This is a genomic window from Hydrogenophaga sp. SL48, from assembly GCF_021729865.1.
Lineage (GTDB): Bacteria > Pseudomonadota > Gammaproteobacteria > Burkholderiales > Burkholderiaceae_C > Hydrogenophaga.
Map to the genome: position 1 here is coordinate 3,888,236 of NZ_CP063400.1, position 17,880 is coordinate 3,906,115.

Consider the following 17,880-nt stretch of genomic DNA (forward strand, 5'->3'; position numbering starts at 1 on the left):
CTGGGTGGGTGGATGGATGGGTGGGGTCAGGGTTTTTCGGCGAGCGCCTTGAGGTGGGCGAGACCGGCTTCGAAGTCTTTGCCGATCATCTGGTCCATGTTGAAAAAGAGGCCCATCAGCTTGGTGATGAAGGCACTCGGTCCCTGCATGGCCCAGGTCACGCGCGTGCCCGCGCCGTCGGGCACCAGCGTGAAGCGGACCTCGTTGTGGCCCTCGAAGGGTTCCCACATGTCGAGCTGCATGGTGACCAACGAAGGCTCGGTGGCGCCGGTGACCGAGATGCGGCCCTTGCCCACGTCCTTGTTGCCCTGGAAGTCGAACACCGCGCCCGGCCCGGACGCCGGCCCGCTGTACGCCGCCTTCATGGCCGGGTCTTTGCGCGCGTAGGGGTTCCAGGTGTTGAACTGGCGCAGGTCGTTGATCAGCGGAAACAGTTTCGCGGCGGGCGCGGCGATGGTGGTCGAGCGCTCGACGGCGAAGGTGTCGGGTCGGGTGCTCGCGTAGATCAGCAGCAGCGCGATGGCCGCGGCCACGATCAGCAGAACGGTCTTGAGCATGGGCGTCTTTCAGGCTTTGCCGAGGGAGTCGATGGCCTTCATCTGCTCCAGCGCCTCGCTGGGCGGGAACTCGTCGAGCTCGATGAGCTGGCGCAGCTCGATCACGGCCTCCTGGCCTTTGCCGGCGGGGTTGGGGAAACGCCGGCTCCATTCCATGGCCTCTTCGCGCGAGCGCACCTGGATCAGGGTGTAGCCGGCGATCAGCTCCTTGGCCTCGGCGAACGGGCCGTCCACCACCCGCTGCCCGGCAGCGTCGTACTGGATGCGCCAGCCGGTGCGGCTGGGGTGCAGGCCGCTGCCGTCGAGCAGCACGCCCGCGCGCGCCAGCTCCTCGTGGTAGGCCGCCATTTCGGCCATGAGTTCTTCGGGGGCCTCGGGCGTGACCTCGGCCTCGAACGCGGCGCAGGACTTGACGATGATCATGAATCGCATGGTGGTCTCCTCGGCGTTCAGGTCTTGCAGGCCGGCGGTTCCACGCCGGGTTGAAGCATGCTGTTGTGGTTGCCTTCGGTGTCATGGAACGCGACGTAGAGGCCCACCCCAGGGATCTCCATCGGTTCGCCGAGCACGCCTCCCCCTGCAGCACGCACGCGCTGCATCGCAGCCTGGATGTCTTCGACGCCGATCACCACCGAAGGGTGCTGCATCGGCCAGTCGGCCTTGAAGGGGAACAGGCCGCCGTTGATGGACCCCAGCGCGGCCTCGGGCGGCATGGGCGGACGGGCGCCGGGCGGTGCGGTGTTGACCAGCACGTAGTCGCCCATCTGGGGGCCGAGGAACTGGTGGGTCCAGCCGAAGGCAGCGGCGTAGAAACGCTCGGCGCGCTCGCGGTCCTTGTAGGGCATCTCGAAGTGCACGACGGCGCACATGGGGACGGTGACAGTGCTCATGGGGGCTCTCCTCAGGTGGGGGTTTCACAAACCGCTTTCAGCGCCAGCAGGGCCTTGGGCCAGGTCTGCGCCATCCAGTCCTCATAGGTGCCGAACACGTCGACATCGACGCGCACGCGCGTGCCGCCGGCTTCGTCGGAAAACGTGTAGTTCTCGACACACGGGGCCCAGGCGCGCACGGCCTCGCTGGTGGTGTCTTCGACGCCGTCGTGGATCATGCCGAGATGGCGGATGGACACGAACTCGGCCGGCCGGTGTTCGGCGATCTCGGCGAGCATGCCGTCGCCGTTCGGGCCACAGAAACGGATGGGCGTGCCGGCCTCCCAGCTGCCCTCGTAGCGCGAGCCTTCGCTGAACGTCGCGGTCCAGCGCTCATAGGTGGGCGAAAACAGCGTGCTGCGCCAGACGTGTTCGCGCGGCGCATGGATCAGGATGTCGAAGTGCAGGGTTTTCATGGGGTTCTCCTGTGAGGGTTCAGGGTTCGCCTGCGTAGGCGCGCTCCAGCGCAGCGATGTCGAGCTTGCGCATCTGGCGCATGGCGGCGGTCATGCGCTGCACGCCCGGGCCGGGCGGTCCGGCCAGACGTTCCATGACGAAGCTGGGCACGATCTGCCAGGACACGCCGTACCGGTCCACCAGCCAGCCGCACATCTCGGCCTCGGGCACGGCCGACAGCGCGGCCCAGCAGCGGTCGACCTCGGCCTGGTCCGCGCAGCGCACGGCCAGCGACGCGGCGGGGGAAAGGCGGTAATGCGGGCCACCGTTGAGCAGCGAGAGCGCATGGCCGTCGAGTTCAAGGCTCACCAGCAGGGCCGAGCCCTCGGGCATGGGCTCGCCGGGACCGTAACGCAGCACGCCGGTGATGCGCGAACCCGGAAACACCGAGCCGTAGAAGGCCGCGGCCTCTTCGGCCTGGGTATCGAACCAGAGACAGGTGTGGATGTGGGGTGTCATGGGCTGGGCTCCTTGTCGTGCGCTTGTGGGTACGACGAAGCAGCCTGCCGACTTTCGACACGACAGGATTAAGGGAAAACCCGCATCAGCGTTTCACACCGCCGGAGCAGACCCCAGACGCCCGAAGCGCTGCAACCCAGGGCACCGCCGGGCCGCCCTTCGACAAGCTCAGGACAAACGGCCAGTGCCGCCCCCTGGAGGGGGTTGCGCAAAGCGCGGCGGGGGTGCGCCATGTCATGCGTGGCTCTCGTCGAAACAGGGCGCGAGCGGCCGCACTTCGACGGTGCACCACTGCGCAGCCGGGCAACGCTGGGCGATGGCGATGGCCTCTTCGCGGTCCACGTTTTGCAACAGAAAGAAACCGCCGATCATCTCCTTGGCTTCAGCAAACGGGCCGTCCAGCACCTGCGGGCGCCCCCCGGCGTGGCTCACGCGCACCGCACTGGACAGGCCGGCCAGCGACTCCACCGCCTTGAGCTTGCCCTCGGCCGCCAGCCCTTCGCCGAAGCGCTGCATCTGCGCATAGGCCTCACGGCCTTCGGCTTCGGTGCGGGTGGCGCGCTGGCCTTCGGGTTCGATGATGAGAAGCATGTAGGACATGGCAGACCTTTCGGATGTCGGGCATCGGAGGGGGGCATCGTACACAGGCTGTTTCAACGACAAACCCTTGAGCACGGCAGGGCTTGCAACGGCGTGATGCAATGGATTTCCACCTCTCCAAGGAGATCGCCATGCCCAAGTCGTTTGAATCTTTCAAGAGCGCGGCCCTGGCCGAGGGCTTTGACGAGGTGCTGGAGCGCGTCTGGGCGCCCGACACCGCGCTGGACACACACAGCCACCCGTTCGCGGTGAAGGCCCTGGTGGTGCAGGGCGAGATGTGGCTCACCGTGGGCGACGAGACCCAGCACCTGAAGCCGGGCGAGCTGTTCGAGCTCGAACACGGCGTGCCACACGCCGAGCGTTACGGCTCGGAAGGTGCGACGTACTGGGTGGCGAGACTGAACGCTTGAAGACATGCCCCGGCGCGAATGGCCGGGGCCCGCTGATCACAGCGCCGAGAAGTCCGGCTTGCGGCGTTCCATGAAGGCGCCGAAGGCTTCCTTCGCGGCCGGCTCGCCGAGCATGCGGCCGAAGCTCGCGCCCTCTTCCGCCATGGTCGCCATGACCTGCTGGGCATGGCCCTTCTTCATCAGGCGCTTGGTCTCGATCAGCGAGGCCAGCGGCTTGGCGGCGAGGCGGCGCGCCACGGCCTGGGCATAGACCGTGGTCTCGCTCGGCGCCAGCACGCGGTTGACCAGACCCACCTCGAGCGCGGCCTCGGCCATGAAAGGCTCGCCCAGCAGCAGCGCCTCGGCGGCGCGGTGGTAACCCATCATCTGCGGCACCAGCAGGCTCGACGCCGCTTCGGGGCACAGGCCCAGGTTGACGAAGGGCATGGAGAACGCGGCGTTGTCGCCGGCGTAGACCAGGTCGCAATGCAGCAGCAGCGTGGTGCCGATGCCCACCGCCGGGCCGCACACGGCCGCCAGCACGGGCTTGCGGAACTGCGCAATGCCGCGCAGGAAGCGGAACACCGGCGAGTCTTCGGTGGCGGGCGGGTTGTTGAGGAAATCGCCGATGTCGTTGCCGGCACTGAAGGTGGTTTCGTTGCCCTGGAACACCACCACGCGCACGGCCGGGTCGGCCTCGGCCGCGGCCAGCGCGTCAGCCAGCGCGGCGTACATGGCCGAGGTGATGGAGTTCTTCTTGTCGGGGCGGTTGAAGGTGAGCGTGGTGACGCCGGCTTCGGTGTGGACGAGGATGTCGCTCATGGTCAATCGGTGTTGGGCAGATGGGGCACGCGCCACCGGGAGCGGGGCACGCGAAGAAGGGCGCCAAATTAACATGAAAGCGGCGCGCCGTCTGGGGCGCCGTGCCCAATCGGCGACACGGCGCCGAGACCCCTACACTGCGTCTCACCCGACCCTTTGCGAGTGCCGCCCATGCGCCTTTATCCCCTTGCTTCGCTGGCCCGCGCCTTGTCTTTTGGCCTGCTGTCGCTGCTGCTCGCCAGCCCCGCCCTCGCGCAGACCACAACGACCCCCGATGCCGCGGTCGTGAGCAAGCCGCGCGTGGCGCTGGTGCTCTCGGGCGGCGGGGCGCGCGGCATCTCGCACGTGGGCGTGCTCAAGGTGCTCGAAGAAGCGCGGGTGCCAGTGGACGTCATCGTCGGCACGTCCATGGGCGCGATCATCGGCGGGCTCTACGCCAGCGGCATGGGGGCCGACGACCTGGAGCGCGAAATCCTCGCGGTGGACTGGGGCGACGTGTTCGAGCGGCGCGAGCCGCGCCAGCTGCTCTCACAACGCCGCAAAGAAGAAGACTTCGAGCTCTCGCCGGTGCTGCAGCTGGGCTTTCGCGACGGCGAGTTCCGGCTGCCCACGGGCGCGGTGTCCACGCGCTCGCTGGAGATGCTGCTGCGCCGCTACACGCTCTCGACCCGCCTGCTCGCCACCTTCGACGGCCTGCCCACGCCGTTCCGCGCGGTGGCCACCGACATGGAGACCGGCAAGGCGGTGGTGATGGACCACGGCGACCTCGCGGCGGCGCTTCGCGCGAGCATGTCGGTGCCCGGCGTGTTCTCGCCCCTCGAAGTGGACGGCCGCATCCTGGGCGACGGCGGGCTCGTCAACAACCTGCCGGTGGACGTGGCGCGGCGCATGGGCGCGGACGTGATCATCGCCGTCAACATCGGCACGCCGCTGGCCGGGCGCGAAACCCTGGGCAGCCTGCTGGGCATCACGACACAGATGGTCAACATCCTGACCGAACAGAACGTGCAGGCCAGCATCGCCACGCTCACGCCCAGCGACCTGCTGCTGGAGCCGCCGCTGGGCAAGCTGACCTCGGCCGATTTTGATCAGGCCAAGGCGCTGGTGGGCATCGGCACCGACCACGCGCGCTCGATGCGCGAGGCGCTGGCGCGCTTTGCGGTGGACGAGGCCAGCTACGCGCAATGGCGCGCGGCGCGCGGCATGAACGCGCAGGCCTACGCGGAGCGCATGGGCCAGGTGAAGGCGGTGCGCTTCGAGGGCGTGCCCGAGGCGCGCGCGCAGCAACTTGCGCACACTCTGGACACCGCGCCGGGGCAGCGCGTGGACGTGAAGCAGATCGAGACCGACCTGCAGAAGCTCGCGGCCAGCGGCGACTACGACCGCGTGGACTACCGGCTGGAGCGCGAGCGCGGCAACACCGACGAAACGCTGGTGGTGAGCCTGCGCGAGAACGACTGGGGCCCCAACTACCTGCGGCTGGGCATGGACCTGCGCACAGACTTCGAGGGGCGCGGCGCCTTCAACCTGCTGATCAGCCACAACCGCCACTGGCTCAACGACCTCGGCGCCGAGTGGCGCAACCGGCTGCAGCTGGGCGAGACGCTGGCGGGTTACTCCGAGCTGTACCAGCCCCTGGGCCAGGCCAACGAAGCCTTCGTGGCGGCCTACACCGACGCGAGCCTGAAGCGGGTCGAGGTGTATGGCAGCGATGGCAGCGCGCAGGGCATCGGCCGGCGCCAGGGCCTGCGGCTGGGCACCGACATCGGCTGGCCCATCGGCCTGCTCGGGCGCTACGGCGACCTGCGCGTGGGCCTGCAGCTGGGGCTGAACAAGGCCGTGCCCGAGCTGGTGTCGGCCGGCGTGCTCGACCCGGGCGAGGTGATCAGCTCGCAGAAGTGGCGCGACGCCGGCGTGCGCGCGGCGGTGATCTCGGACCAGCTGGACTTCGCCAACTTCCCCTCGTCGGGCTACCGCCTGCAGGGCGAAGTGGCGGCTGGCCGGCGCAGCCTGGACAGCGGTGCCAGCACCGGCTTCTCGCGGCTGGAGACCAGCGGCACGGCGGTGCACACCTGGGGCCGTCACAGCTTCAACCTCGGCGGCCGCTTCGCGCGCGCCACACAGATCCCGATCGGCGCCATCGACGAGTACTCGCTCGGTGGCTTCCAGCAGCTCTCGGGCTACCGCGTGGGCCAGGTCGCGGGCAACTACCTGCTGTTCGGGCGGCTCACCTATTACCAGCGCCTGCCCTGGAACGTGAGCGTGGCGCGCGCCCTGTTTGCCGGCGGGTCGGTCGAGGCAGGCAACGCCTGGGCCAGCCGCCGCGACATCAGCTTCAAGGGCCTGCGCACCGGCACCAGCCTGTTCATCGGCGCCGACACCGGGGTCGGCCCGCTGTACCTGGGCGTGGTCAGCGCGCCCAAGGGCTACACGGGGCTGTACCTGTTCCTCGGTCGACCGTGAATGCAGTGCTCCCAAACAGCCTGCACTGGCAACGCAGGCTGGGGTTCCACCTCTGCGCGGGTCGTTGTCCACATGCGGAGGCCCTCGCAGCCGCTGCAGCCTCAGGCGTCAGGAGCTCGGCACTTCACTTCAACTACCGATTTACACTTTTCTGCACTGCGTTATGTAGACATGCTGCTAAGCAGCCTCAACTTTTTTTTTTTAGAGGAAGAAAGTGGACAAACGACACGTCTTTGGGATCTACCTGACTTTATTTGTCATCCTCGCTCTGGCATTCATGGTGACTTCGTACTGGAACGGGGGCCTGAAGCACCTCGTTTTCGCCATCGTTGGGGTGCTGCTGACAATTGCATTTGCGGGACCAGTTGTCGTCTATGCCCTTCTTCACCAGATCTCAATCAACGTGCTCGGAGGATGGCAAGTTGGACCGAAGTCCGAAAGGTGGGAGCGATGCATCGCACTTCTATTGATTGGAGGACTTCCGCCGGGGTATTTCCTCTATCGCTCAGCAGCTTGGATGTGGAGGTGAGGCCGAAGCGACAGAAGTCACCTCGCACCCTGTTCAAAGGCCCACGACATTCACTACACCCCGGTTGTTCATAGCCGTTCGAAGATTCCTGCCGCCCCTTGCCCCATGCCCACACACATCGTGACCATGCCGTACTTCTTGTTGTGCCGACGCAGGGCGTGCACCACGGTCGCCGCGCGGATGGCACCGGTGGCGCCCAGCGGGTGGCCCAGCGCGATGGCGCCGCCCATGGGGTTGACCTTGGCGGGGTCGAGGCCCAGCGTGTTCAGCACCGCCAGCGACTGCGCGGCGAAGGCCTCGTTGAGTTCGAACCAGTCGATGTCGTCCTGCTTCAGGCCGGCGTTCTTCAACGCCGCCGGGATCGCCTCGACCGGACCAATGCCCATGAGGTGCGGCGGCACGCCGCGCGACGCGTAGCTCACGAAGCGGGCCAGCGGGGTGAGGTTGTAGCGCTTCAAGGCGGCCTCGCTCACCAGGATCAGCGCGCCCGCGCCGTCGCTGGTCTGCGAGCTGTTGCCGGCGGTCACCGAGCCGCGCGCGGCGAACACGGTGCGCAGCTTGGCGAGGCCTTCGAGCGAGGTGTCGGGGCGCGCGCCTTCGTCGAGGCTGATGATGCGGCTGGTGGTGCTGACCTCGGCGGTCTCCAGGTCCACGCTGCGGTCGGTCACTTCCACCGGCGTGATCTCGTCGGTGAACTCACCGTTCTTCATCGCGATCACGGCGCGCTGGTGCGACTGCACCGCGAACGCGTCCTGTGCGTCGCGCGACACCTTCCACTGCTGCGCCACCTTCTCGGCCGTGAGGCCCATGCCGTAGGCAATGCCGTAGCTCTCCACGTCGTCGGTGTTGCGGAAGATGGTGGGCGACAGGCTGGGCGTGTTGCCCATCATCGGCACCATGCTCATGCTCTCGGTGCCGGCGGCGATCATCACGTCGGCCTCGCCGACGCGGATGCGGTCGGCCGCCATCTGCACGGCCGACAGGCCGGAGGCGCAGAAGCGGTTGACGGTGATGCCGCCCACCGAGTTGGGCAAGCCCGCCAGGATGGCGCCGATGCGTGCGACGTTCAGGCCTTGTTGCCCTTCGGGAATGGCGCAGCCGCAGATCACGTCCTCCACAGCCTTCGGGTCCAGGCCAGGCACCTGGGCCATGGCCGAACGCAGCGCGTGGGCCAGCAGGTCGTCCGGGCGCAGGTGCTTGAACGAGCCCTTGTGCGAACGGCCGATGGGGGTGCGGGTGGCGGCGACGATGTAGGCGTCTTGGATCTGTTTGCTCATGGTTTTGCTCCTTCAGCGGTGTCTGGCCCCTTCCCCCTCTGGAGGAAGGCAGGGATGGGGGCAACGCCCGCCAGGTTGTTGAGTGAATGAAGGATGGCGCTCAGCACGCCATCGAGGTTCTGGAACGGTGCGTTGGACGGGAAGCGCAGCACTTCAAAGCCCTGGGCTTTGAGATACGCCTCCCGAGCCATGTCATAGGTCTGGCTGTCTGCATGCTGCGAGCCGTCGAGTTCGACGATCAGTTTTGGTTCGAGGCATGCGAAATCGGCGATGTAGGGGCCCAGCGGGTGTTGCCGACGGAATTTGAAACCCAGCTGTTCACCCCGAAGACCCGACCAGAGCTTGCGCTCGGCGTCGGTCATGTCCCGCCGCAGGGCACGGGCGTTGACTTGGGCTTTGGGGGTGGCTTGGTTTTGCATGGTTGTCTGGCTGGCGGAGAGCCCCCATCCCTACCTTCCCCCAGAGGGGGAAGGGGTCAGACACTTTCCCCTGAGGAGGGTCTTGCTCCTTCCCCCTCTGGGGGGAAGGCTGGGATGGGGGCAAGCACACCAAATACATCACATCAATTCCGAACCGGCTTCCCTGTATTCAACATCCCCAGAATCCGCTCCTGCGTCTTCGGGTGCACGATCAGCGAGCAGAAGGCCCGGCGCTCCAGCGTCATCAGGTAATCCTCGTTCACCAGCGTGCCGGGATCGACGTCACCGCCCGTCACCACGCCCGCGATCAGCGAGGCGATGTGGAAGTCGTGCTGGCTGATGAAGCCGCCGTCGCGCATGTTGACCAGGCTGCCCAAGATGGTGGCCTTGCCGTCGCGGCCGGCCACCGGGAACAGGCGCTTGTGCGGTGCGCGGTAGCCGCCATTGAACAAAGCCTTGGCCTCGTTGATGGCGACGAACAGCAGCTCGTCCTTGTGCGGCACGACCACGTCGGAGTGCAGCACGTAGCCAAGCTTTCTCGACTCCAGCGCGCTCGTACCCACCTTGGCCATGGCCGCGGCGGTGAAGCCTTCGGTGAGGAAAGGCAGCAGGTCCTTGCCGGTGGAGGTTTCGGCGTTCTCGGCCGCACGGCGGGCGATGTAGGTGAGGCCGCCGGCGCCGGGCACGAGACCCACACCCACTTCCACCAGACCGATGTAGCTCTCCATGTGCACCACGCGGCGCGCGCTGTACACGGCCAGTTCACACCCGCCGCCCAGCGCCAGGCCGCGCACGGCACTGACCACCGGCACGTTGGCGTAGCGCAGGCGCAGCATGGTCTGTTGCATGAAGCCTTCGGCATCTTCGATGGCGCTCACGCCCACGGCCATGAAGGCCGGCAGCATGGCCTGCAGGTCGGCGCCGGCGCTGAAGGGCTCGTCGCCCGACCAGATCACCAGGCCCTGGTATGCCTGCTCGGCCAGGTCCACCGCGGCCATCAGGCCTTCGCAGACCTCGGGGCTGATGGCGTGCATCTTGGTCTTGATGCTGGCGATCAGCACCTCGCCGTCCAGCGTCCAGATGCGGATGGCATCGTTTTCTTCGATGGTGGTGCCGGCCGTTTCGAACTTCGGCCCGGCCTCGCCGAGCAGCAGCTCGGGGAAGTGCTGGCGTCCGTAGACCGGCAGACTGCGGCGCGCCTCGAACACGCCCTTGGACGGGTTCCACGACCCCTGAGCGGTGTGCACGCCACCCGCCTCGGCGACCGGCCCCTTGAACACCCACTCCGGCAGCGGCGCTTTGGAGAGCGCCTTGCCGGCATCGATGTCTTCCTGGACCATCTTCGCCACATCCAGCCAGCCGGCTTCCTGCCACAGCTCGAACGGGCCCTGCTTCATGCCGAAGCCCCAGCGCATGGCCTGGTCCACGTCGCGCGCGGTCTCGGCGATGGTGGCCAGGTGCACGGCGGCGTAGTGGAAGCTGTTGCGCAGGATGGCCCAGAGGAACTGGCCCTGCGGGCCTTCGGCGTTGCGCAGCAGTTTCAGGCGCTCGGCGGCCGGTCGCTTGAGCATGCGGCCATAGACCTCGTCGGCCTTCTCGCCCGCAGGCACGTACGCTTCGCTCTCCAGGTCGAAGCGAAGGATGTCGCGGCCGACCTTCTTGAAGAAGCCGGCCTTGGTCTTCTGACCCAGGTTCTTGAGCTCCAGCAGTTTGGCCAGCACGGGCGGCGTGCCGAAGCTGCCATAGAACGGATCGGTCTCCAGGCTCAGGTTGTCCTGCAGCGTCTTGACCACATGCGCCATGGTGTCCAGGCCCACCACGTCGGCGGTGCGGAAGGTGCCGCTGCTCGCACGGCCCAGGCGCTTGCCAGTGAGGTCGTCGACCACGTCGTAGGTCAGACCGAAGTTCTCCACCTCTTTCATCGTCGCCAGCATGCCAGCGATGCCGATGCGGTTGGCGACGAAGTTGGGCGTGTCCTTGGCGCGCACCACGCCCTTGCCCAGTCCGCTGGTGACGAAGCTCTCCAGGTCGTCGAGGATCTGCGGCTGCGTGGTGGGCGTGGCAATCAGCTCCACCAGCGTCATGTAGCGCGGCGGGTTGAAGAAGTGGATGCCGCAGAAGCGCGGCTTGATCGCCTCGGGCAGCACCTCGGAAAGCTTGGTGATCGACAGGCCCGAGGTGTTGGACGCGACGATGGCGTGTTCGGCAATGAACGGCGCGATCTTCGTGTACAGGTCGAGCTTCCAGTCCATGCGCTCGGCGATGGCCTCGATGATCAGGTCGCAGTCTTTCAACTGCTCCATGTGCTCTTCGTAGTTGGCCTGGCCAATCAGGTCAGCGTCGCTCACCACGCCCAGCGGCGAGGGCTTGAGTTTCTTGAGGTTCTCGATGGCGCGGATGACGATGCCGTTCTTAGGGCCTTCCTTGGCCGGCAGGTCGAACAGAACCACCGGCACCTTGACGTTGACCAGGTGCGCAGCGATCTGCGCACCCATCACGCCCGCGCCGAGCACAGCGACTTTTTTCACTTGGAATCGTTTCATGAATCAGTTTCCTTTACGCGTCATGCAACGCGTGAGGGGGAGTTGTTCGAGGGGCACCGCGGAACCGGCTGTGCCGGGCCGCCAGTGCCGCCCCCTTGGGGGTCGCGCGGAGCGCGGCGGGGGTGTCATTCGATCCTTTGCCAGACCTGCGTGCGGTAGAACGGTCCGATGTAGCCGCGCATCTCCAGTTTTTTGCCGCCGTCGACCGGCTTGAGGCGCGTGCGGTAGACCTTGCCGTTGTTCGGGTCCACGATGTCACCACCGTCGTAGACGGCCTTGTCATCGCTGTTCTGCTTGAGGTTGCGCAGGATGGTCATGCCCAGCACGGGTTTGTCCTTGCGGTCGTCGGTGCACTTCTCACACACCGCGTCGGGCTTGGTGTCCGGGTCGAGCAGCTTTTCGATGCGGCCGGAGAAGACACCGTTGTTGTCCGTGATGCGCACCAGCGACTTCTCTTTCTTCGTGTCGTCGTCGATGGTCTTCCACAGGCCCGCCGGCGTCGACTGCGCGAAGGCGGACACGGCGGCAAGGCTCAGCAACGCGGTCAGGGCGGTCGTCTTCATGGCGGTCATGCCAAGGCCGCGTCGGTATCCATCAGCACCTTGCTGCCGGCGCGCGCCGTGCGCATCAGCGTCGCGGTCTCGGGGAACAGCTTGGCGAAATAGAAGCGCGCGGTCTGCAGCTTGGCCACGTAGAACGGGTCGGTGTTGCCGGCGGCGATCTCGCGCAGCGCGACCTGCGCCATGCGGGCCCAGAAGTAGCCGAACACCAGGTGGCCGGCCACGCGCAGGTAGTCCACCGCGGCGGCGCCCACCTCGTCGGGGTTCTGCAGGCCCTTGAAGCCCAGCTCCATGGTGAATTTGGTGATCTGCTCGCCCAGCACCGCCAGCGGGTTGATGAACTCGGCCATCTTCTCGTTGACGCCCTCTTCCATCACCAGCGCGCCCACCAGCTTGCCGAATTTCTTGAGCGTGGCGCCGTTGTTGCCCAGCACCTTGCGGCCCAGCAGGTCCAGGCTCTGGATGGTGTTGGTGCCTTCGTAGATCATGTTGATGCGGGCGTCGCGCACGAACTGCTCCATGCCCCATTCCTTGATGTAGCCGTGGCCACCGAAGACCTGCTGGCACATGGTGGCGGCCTGGTAGCCGTTGTCGGTCAGGAAGGCCTTGGTGATGGGGGTCAGCAGCGAGAGCATCTCGTCGCTGTCCTTGCGCACCTTCTCGTCGGGGTGGTTGTGCACCTTCTCCAGCAGCACCGAGCTGTAGATGGCGAGCGCGCGGCCGCCTTCGGCGTAGGCCTTGGCGGTCAGCAGCATCTTGCGCACGTCGGGGTGCACGATGATCGGATCGGCCGGCTTGTCCTTGGCCTTGGCGCCGGTCAGGCTGCGCATCTGGATGCGGTCCTTGGCGTAGGCCAGCGCGTTCTGGTAGGCCACCTCGGTCAGGCCGAGCGACTGGTTGCCCACGCCCAGGCGGGCGGCGTTCATCATCACGAACATGCCTTGCATGCCCTTGTGCGGCTGACCCACCAGGGTGCCGATGGCGCCGTCGATCACGATCTGCGCCGTGGCGTTGCCGTGGATGCCCATCTTGTGTTCCAGGCCGCCGCAGTAGATGCCGTTGCGCTCACCCAGCGAGCCGTCGGCGTTCACCAGGAACTTCGGCACCACGAACAGGCTGATGCCCTTGATGCCGGGAGGCGCATCGGGCAGGCGGGCCAGCACCAGGTGGATGATGTTGGGCGCCATGTCGTGTTCGCCGGCGCTGATGAAGATCTTGTTGCCGGTGATCTTGTAGGTGCCGTCGGCCAGCGGTTCGGCCTTGGTGCGCATCAGGCCCAGATCGGTGCCGCAGTGCGGTTCGGTCAGGCACATGGTGCCGGTCCACTCGCCGCTGGTCATCTTCGCGAGGTAGGTGGCCTTCTGCTCGGGCGTGCCGTGCGTGTGCAGCGAGGCGTAGGCGCCGTGCGTGAGGCCGGGGTACATGGTCCAGGCCTGGTTGGCCGAGTTCATCATTTCATAGAGGCACTGGTTCACCACCAGCGGCAGGCCCTGACCACCGAACTCGGGGTCGCAGGAGAGCGCGGCCCAGCCACCGTCCACATAGGTCTTGTAGGCCTCCTTGAAGCCCTTGGGCGTGGTGACTTCATGGGTCTTCTGGTCGAGCTTGCAACCCTCGGTGTCGCCGCTGATGTTCAGCGGAAAGATCACTTCGCTGGCGAACTTGCCGGCCTCTTCCAGCACCGCGTTGATGGTGTCGGCATCGACCTCCGCGTGCTGCGGCATGCCCTGGAACTCGGCGGTCACGTTCAGCACTTCGTGCATCACAAACTGCATGTCGCGCAGGGGCGGGTTGTAGACGGGCATGGGGATGAACTCCTGTGGGTTTGCGAACAAAAAGAATCAGACCTTGGGCGCTGCGCTCTTTCGCGCGCGCCTGGGTGCTGGTGGGGTGGTGTCGGCGGCCTGCGCTACACTGAAGCGGGCCACGATGCCTTCAAAGGCCGCCAGCGATCGCTTGAGCGAATCGGGGCTGCGCAGGAAACGCGCCTCGTAGTGCAAGGCCAAGATGAGCGAGTGGATCTCGAAGCGCATCTGGTCGGCGTCGGTGTCGGCGCGCAGGTGCCCCTCTTCGACCGCGATGTTGATGGCGCGCTGCATCGCGCTCAGCCAGGTGTTCACCGAGCTGGCCAGCGCGTCGCGCACCGGGCCGGGCCGGTCGTCGAACTCGACCGCGCCGCTGATGTAGATGCAACCCGAGTCGATCTCGACCGAGGTGCGCTTCATCCAGTTGTCGAACATGGCGCGCAGTCGGGGCAGCCCGCGCGGCGCGCTCATGGCGGGATAGAACACCTCTTCCTCGAAGCGTGTGTGGTACTCGCGCACCACCGAGATCTGCAGCTCTTCGCGCGAGCCGAAGTGGGCGAACACACCCGACTTGCTCATCTGCATGACCTCGGCCAAGGCACCGATGGACAGGCCCTCCAGGCCGATCTGCGTGGCCAGACCGAGCGCGGCGTCGACGATGGCCGCCTTGGTCTGCTGGCCCTTCTGCAGGGGTCGAACCTCGGCGGTTTCACGGCGGGCGCGCTTGACGGAAGAAGAGATGCTCATGCAGCGGGGTGATGGGTTGAAAAAACAAACCGCTCGTAAATCGAACGGTCGTGCTATTTTTACCGCAAAACGTGCCACCCATGCGATCAGCACGCCACAGGCATCGAAATTGTTTAGGGGCCAGGGCCTAAAAAGTCCGGAGAAGAACGTTCCGGTGCGGGTTTACCCGCACGCCTTGGCGCCATCCGTCTTGCATCCGGCTTGGCTTGGTGCGGACGCGCGAGGCGGTCAGCCCAGGGCACCGCCGGGCCGGCTCCGCCGGACGGCCAGTGCCGCCCCCTAGGGGGGGTCGCGCAAAGCGCGGCGGGGGTGATCCGTCTACAGCCGGCCGTCGGGCAGCAGCATGGCCAGGCTGTGGTCCAGGCTTTCGCTGGGTGAACGCTTGAAACCGCTGCGCGCAAAGCGCTGCAGCCGCCCCACACAAAACGAGGTGATCACCGATGCGTCGGCCTGTGCATCGACCGTGGGCGTGGTGGTGCCCACGAGCACGGCCGCTTCGCGCAGGTTCTGGCGCAGGGCCGATTCGATCTTGTCGAAGAAGAGATTCATGCGCTGCTGCAGCCGCTCGTTTTCAAACACCAGCGCGTCGCCCACCATGACGCGTGTCATGCCGGGGTTCTTTTCACCGAACTGCAAGAGCAGGCTGACCAGCTTGCGCGAACGAACGATCGCGTCGGGTTCGCGGTCACCCAGCTGGTTGATGAGGCCGAACACGGTCTGTTCGATGAATTCGATCAGGCCCTCGAACATCTGGGCCTTGCTGGCGAAATGGCGGTAGAGGGCGGCCTCGCTCACCTCGAGTCTGGCGGCCAGCGCCGCCGTCGTGACCCGCTCGGCGCCGGGCTGTTCCAGCATGGTCGCCAGCGCCTGCAGGATCTGCACCTTGCGCTCGCCCGGCTTGGGCCGCTTGCGCCCAACGCCTTCGCTGCTGTCGGCGGCATCGGAAGCGGCGGCGGACATGGGCAGGGGGGCGCTGGAGGTCATGGGCGAAAAGGTCCGTTGGTTTTCGGCGATGGGCGAGAGTCCCTGCCCGTGGTGTGTCTTCCCTGTTTTGATTCTCGCACAGGCCCGTCGGCCCTCCGCCCGCGCTGAAGTCAGGGCGCGACAGCGGCAGACTGCGGTGTCACCGCGTCAAAACTCACCCGCACCCGCAGGCCATGCCCCATCGCACCCACCGCCAGCTGAAGCTGTGTGCGATGCGCGCGCGCGATCTCGTCGGCAATGGCCAGGCCCAGGCCATTGCCCTCGGCCTGTGTGCCGGGCAGGCGGTAGAAGCGCTGCAGCACACGCTGCTGTTCGTCGCAAGCGATGCCCGGGCCGTCGTCCTCGACCTCCATCCAGGCGCGCCAGCCGGTCGCCGTGTCGTCCTGCCCGCAACGCAGGGTGATGCGCCCGCCCGGCGGGGTGTACTTCACCGCGTTGTCCACGATGTTGATCAGCAGCTCGCGCAACAGCCAGGCATGGCCGCGCGTCTGCGCGGGCTGGCTCTCGATGCCCAGGTCCATCTGCTTGTTCGCGGCCGCATCGAGGTACAGCGCAAGGATGTTCTCGCACAGCTCGCGAAGGTCCACCTGCTCCATCGGCTGGGTGTCGGCGCTGACGCTGTCGGCGCGCGACAGCGCGAGCAACTGGTTGGCCAGCTGCGAGGTCCGGCGGGTGGCGTCCCGCAAGCGCTGCACCTGTTCCACGCGCAGGCTCAGCAGGTCGCCTGCGCCCATGGAGCGGGCGGCCTGCGCCCAGGCCTCGACCTGGGCCTGCAGACCGGCCAGCGGCGTGCGCAGCTGGTGCGCGGCGTCGGCGACAAAACGGCGCTGCGCCTGCGTCTGGTCGTTCACCAGCGAGAACAGGCGGTTGAGCGACGCCACGAGCGGGCGCACCTCGGCGGGCGCGCTCTCGGCGTCGATGGGGCTCAGGTCGCGCGGGGAACGGTGCTCCACCGCCTCCTTCAGATCGATCAGGGGGCGCAACGCCCGGGCCACGGCCCAGGTCACGGCCGCAGCGGCCACCAGCAGCAGCAACAGGTTGGGCAGCAGCACACGCAGCAGCACCGTGTCGAGCCAGTGCTGGCGCGCGTCCGATCCGTCGGCCAGCATCACGATCAGATCGCCCGCCGCCGTGGCGTTGCGCTGCGCCACCACCCGGTAGGTGACGCCGCCTTCGACCACGCTGAGAAACTCCGCGTCGCCGGTCGATGGCAGCACCGTCGGCAGCCAGGCGTCTCCGAGCAACAAGCGGCCACTGGCGTCCATCAAACCGTAGGCCGCAAAGCCTTCCCGCTCTTTGAGAAACTCCTCGACCGGCGGCGCCAGGAGCAGCGCGAGCCCCAGCTCGGTGCCCAGCGCGCGGGGCTCGGAACCGTCTTGGCTCACCACCACCGAATCGGCCAGCAGCGGCACCAGGCGCAGCAACTGCTGGTCCTGCTGCAGGGCCGCCGTGCCGGCACTCTGGTAGTGGAAGAACACGCTGACCAGCCCCACCATGCCCAGGGGGAGAAACAGCATCACCAGCAGGCGGCGCTGCAGGCCCCAGATCAGGCCGTCCGAGGCGGCACGCTCAGCCCTTGGGCGCATGGTCCGGCGGCGCCATCAGCTCCAGGCGGTAGCCAAAACCCCGGATGGAGCGCAGCGCCACGCCCGCCGGTTCGAGCTTGGCCCGCAGTCGCGAGACATAGACCTCGATCGCGTTGGGCGTGATCTCCTTGTCCCACCCGGTCAGGGCGGCCAGCAGCTTGTCTTTGGCGGCGGGCTTGGGCGCCTGGAGCAACAGGTATTCGAGCACGGTCCACTCGCGCGGGCCCAGCTCCATCGGCTGTCCGGCGAGGCTCACGCGCCGTTGCGCGGTGTCCATCTCCAGCGGCCCCAGCCCCAGCACCGCCGAGGTCGCGGCCTGCGAGCGGCGCAGCAGGGCGCGCAAGCGCGCTAGCAGCTCGGGCAGCTCGAAGGGCTTGAGCATGTAGTCATCGGCCCCGAGGTCCAGGCCCTGCACGCGGTCGTGCAGCGCGTCGCGCGCGGTCAGGATCAGCACCGGCATGGTGAGTCCGCGCCCGCGCAAACGCTGCGTGAGCTCCAGGCCGTTGAGCCCGGGCAGGCCGATGTCCACGATCGCCAGATCGAAACTGTCGCGCTCCAGCGCCTGCTCGGCCCGCTCACCGCTGCCCACCCAGTCCACGGTGTAGCCAGCGTCGGTGAGCCCCAGCTTCATGCCACTGGCGACCATCACGTCGTCCTCGACCAGCAAAAGCCTCATCTAGTGCTTCCCCCTGCCGCGCTTCGCGCGTTCCCCCTGAGGGGGACGCGCCCTGGGACCGGCGGAGCCGGATCCTCGG

At 67.0% G+C, this 17,880-nt stretch carries 18 protein-coding genes; 2 read left to right on the forward strand and 16 right to left on the reverse strand.

The features are described 5' to 3' along the window. Positions 1-26: 26 nt before the first annotated feature. From IM738_RS18435 to IM738_RS18460, 6 genes are all read right to left on the reverse strand, one after another. On the reverse strand, positions 27-557 hold the full coding sequence (locus tag IM738_RS18435) for an SRPBCC family protein (RefSeq protein ID WP_236962504.1): 531 nt from the start codon (positions 555-557) through the stop codon (positions 27-29). A gap of 9 nt (positions 558-566) precedes the next feature. Continuing rightward, positions 567-989 carry a YciI family protein gene (locus tag IM738_RS18440; protein ID WP_236962505.1) on the reverse strand — a complete coding sequence of 141 codons (423 nt, stop codon included), beginning with the start codon at positions 987-989 and terminating at the stop codon, positions 567-569. 17 nt (positions 990-1,006) lie between these two features. Further along, positions 1,007-1,447 carry a VOC family protein gene (locus IM738_RS18445; protein WP_236962506.1) on the reverse strand — a complete coding sequence of 147 codons (441 nt, stop codon included), beginning with the start codon at positions 1,445-1,447 and terminating at the stop codon, positions 1,007-1,009. Positions 1,448-1,458: 11 nt separating this feature from the next. After that, complete coding sequence (locus tag IM738_RS18450; RefSeq protein WP_236962507.1) at positions 1,459-1,902, reverse strand: SRPBCC family protein; 444 nt, start codon at positions 1,900-1,902, stop codon at positions 1,459-1,461. 19 nt (positions 1,903-1,921) lie between these two features. Continuing rightward, complete coding sequence (locus IM738_RS18455; protein WP_236962508.1) at positions 1,922-2,401, reverse strand: VOC family protein; 480 nt, start codon at positions 2,399-2,401, stop codon at positions 1,922-1,924. Between the two features lie 234 nt (positions 2,402-2,635). Beyond that, complete coding sequence (locus IM738_RS18460) at positions 2,636-3,001, reverse strand: YciI family protein (RefSeq protein ID WP_236962509.1); 366 nt, start codon at positions 2,999-3,001, stop codon at positions 2,636-2,638. 131 nt (positions 3,002-3,132) lie between these two features. Here IM738_RS18460 and IM738_RS18465 point away from each other — a divergent pair, with 131 nt between their 5' ends. Then, positions 3,133-3,411 carry a cupin domain-containing protein gene (locus tag IM738_RS18465; RefSeq protein ID WP_236962510.1) on the forward strand — a complete coding sequence of 93 codons (279 nt, stop codon included), beginning with the start codon at positions 3,133-3,135 and terminating at the stop codon, positions 3,409-3,411. A gap of 36 nt (positions 3,412-3,447) precedes the next feature. Here IM738_RS18465 and IM738_RS18470 read toward each other — a convergent pair whose 3' ends face one another. Continuing rightward, complete coding sequence (locus tag IM738_RS18470) at positions 3,448-4,212, reverse strand: enoyl-CoA hydratase (protein ID WP_236962511.1); 765 nt, start codon at positions 4,210-4,212, stop codon at positions 3,448-3,450. Between the two features lie 171 nt (positions 4,213-4,383). Here IM738_RS18470 and IM738_RS18475 point away from each other — a divergent pair, with 171 nt between their 5' ends. Then, on the forward strand, positions 4,384-6,675 hold the full coding sequence (locus IM738_RS18475) for a patatin-like phospholipase family protein (protein ID WP_236962512.1): 2,292 nt from the start codon (positions 4,384-4,386) through the stop codon (positions 6,673-6,675). A 597-nt stretch (positions 6,676-7,272) separates the two neighbouring features. Here the strand turns inward: IM738_RS18475 and IM738_RS18480 are convergent. The 9 genes from IM738_RS18480 to IM738_RS18520 all read right to left on the reverse strand — a co-directional run bounded on the left by IM738_RS18480 (position 7,273) and on the right by IM738_RS18520 (position 17,801). Continuing rightward, entirely contained in the window at positions 7,273-8,481 is a 1,209-nt protein-coding gene (locus IM738_RS18480; RefSeq protein WP_236962513.1) for an acetyl-CoA C-acyltransferase, read from the reverse strand. After that, entirely contained in the window at positions 8,478-8,900 is a 423-nt protein-coding gene (locus tag IM738_RS18485) for an endonuclease domain-containing protein (RefSeq protein ID WP_236962514.1), read from the reverse strand. The genes IM738_RS18480 and IM738_RS18485 overlap by 4 nt, the downstream gene beginning before the upstream one ends. Positions 8,901-9,043: 143 nt before the next feature. Beyond that, positions 9,044-11,443, reverse strand: coding sequence for a 3-hydroxyacyl-CoA dehydrogenase/enoyl-CoA hydratase family protein (locus tag IM738_RS18490; RefSeq protein WP_236962515.1), 2,400 nt, complete (start codon positions 11,441-11,443; stop codon positions 9,044-9,046). 125 nt (positions 11,444-11,568) lie between these two features. Then, the gene (locus IM738_RS18495) at positions 11,569-12,006 is read right to left on the reverse strand and encodes a DUF2147 domain-containing protein (protein WP_236962516.1); all 438 of its coding nucleotides are present in this window, start codon (positions 12,004-12,006) and stop codon (positions 11,569-11,571) included. Positions 12,007-12,011: 5 nt separating this feature from the next. Next, positions 12,012-13,808 carry an acyl-CoA dehydrogenase C-terminal domain-containing protein gene (locus tag IM738_RS18500; protein ID WP_236962517.1) on the reverse strand — a complete coding sequence of 599 codons (1,797 nt, stop codon included), beginning with the start codon at positions 13,806-13,808 and terminating at the stop codon, positions 12,012-12,014. 36 nt (positions 13,809-13,844) lie between these two features. Continuing rightward, entirely contained in the window at positions 13,845-14,555 is a 711-nt protein-coding gene (locus tag IM738_RS18505; protein ID WP_236962518.1) for a TetR/AcrR family transcriptional regulator, read from the reverse strand. 318 nt (positions 14,556-14,873) lie between these two features. Next, positions 14,874-15,539: a nucleoid occlusion factor SlmA gene (slmA, locus tag IM738_RS18510; protein WP_442908443.1), complete on the reverse strand. Its 666-nt coding sequence runs from the start codon at positions 15,537-15,539 to the stop codon at positions 14,874-14,876. 110 nt (positions 15,540-15,649) lie between these two features. Continuing rightward, entirely contained in the window at positions 15,650-17,125 is a 1,476-nt protein-coding gene (locus tag IM738_RS18515) for an ATP-binding protein (protein WP_236962519.1), read from the reverse strand. Next, positions 17,109-17,801: a response regulator transcription factor gene (locus IM738_RS18520; RefSeq protein WP_236962520.1), complete on the reverse strand. Its 693-nt coding sequence runs from the start codon at positions 17,799-17,801 to the stop codon at positions 17,109-17,111. Before IM738_RS18520 ends, IM738_RS18515 begins: the two co-directional genes overlap by 17 nt. Between the last annotated feature and the right edge of the window lie 79 nt (positions 17,802-17,880).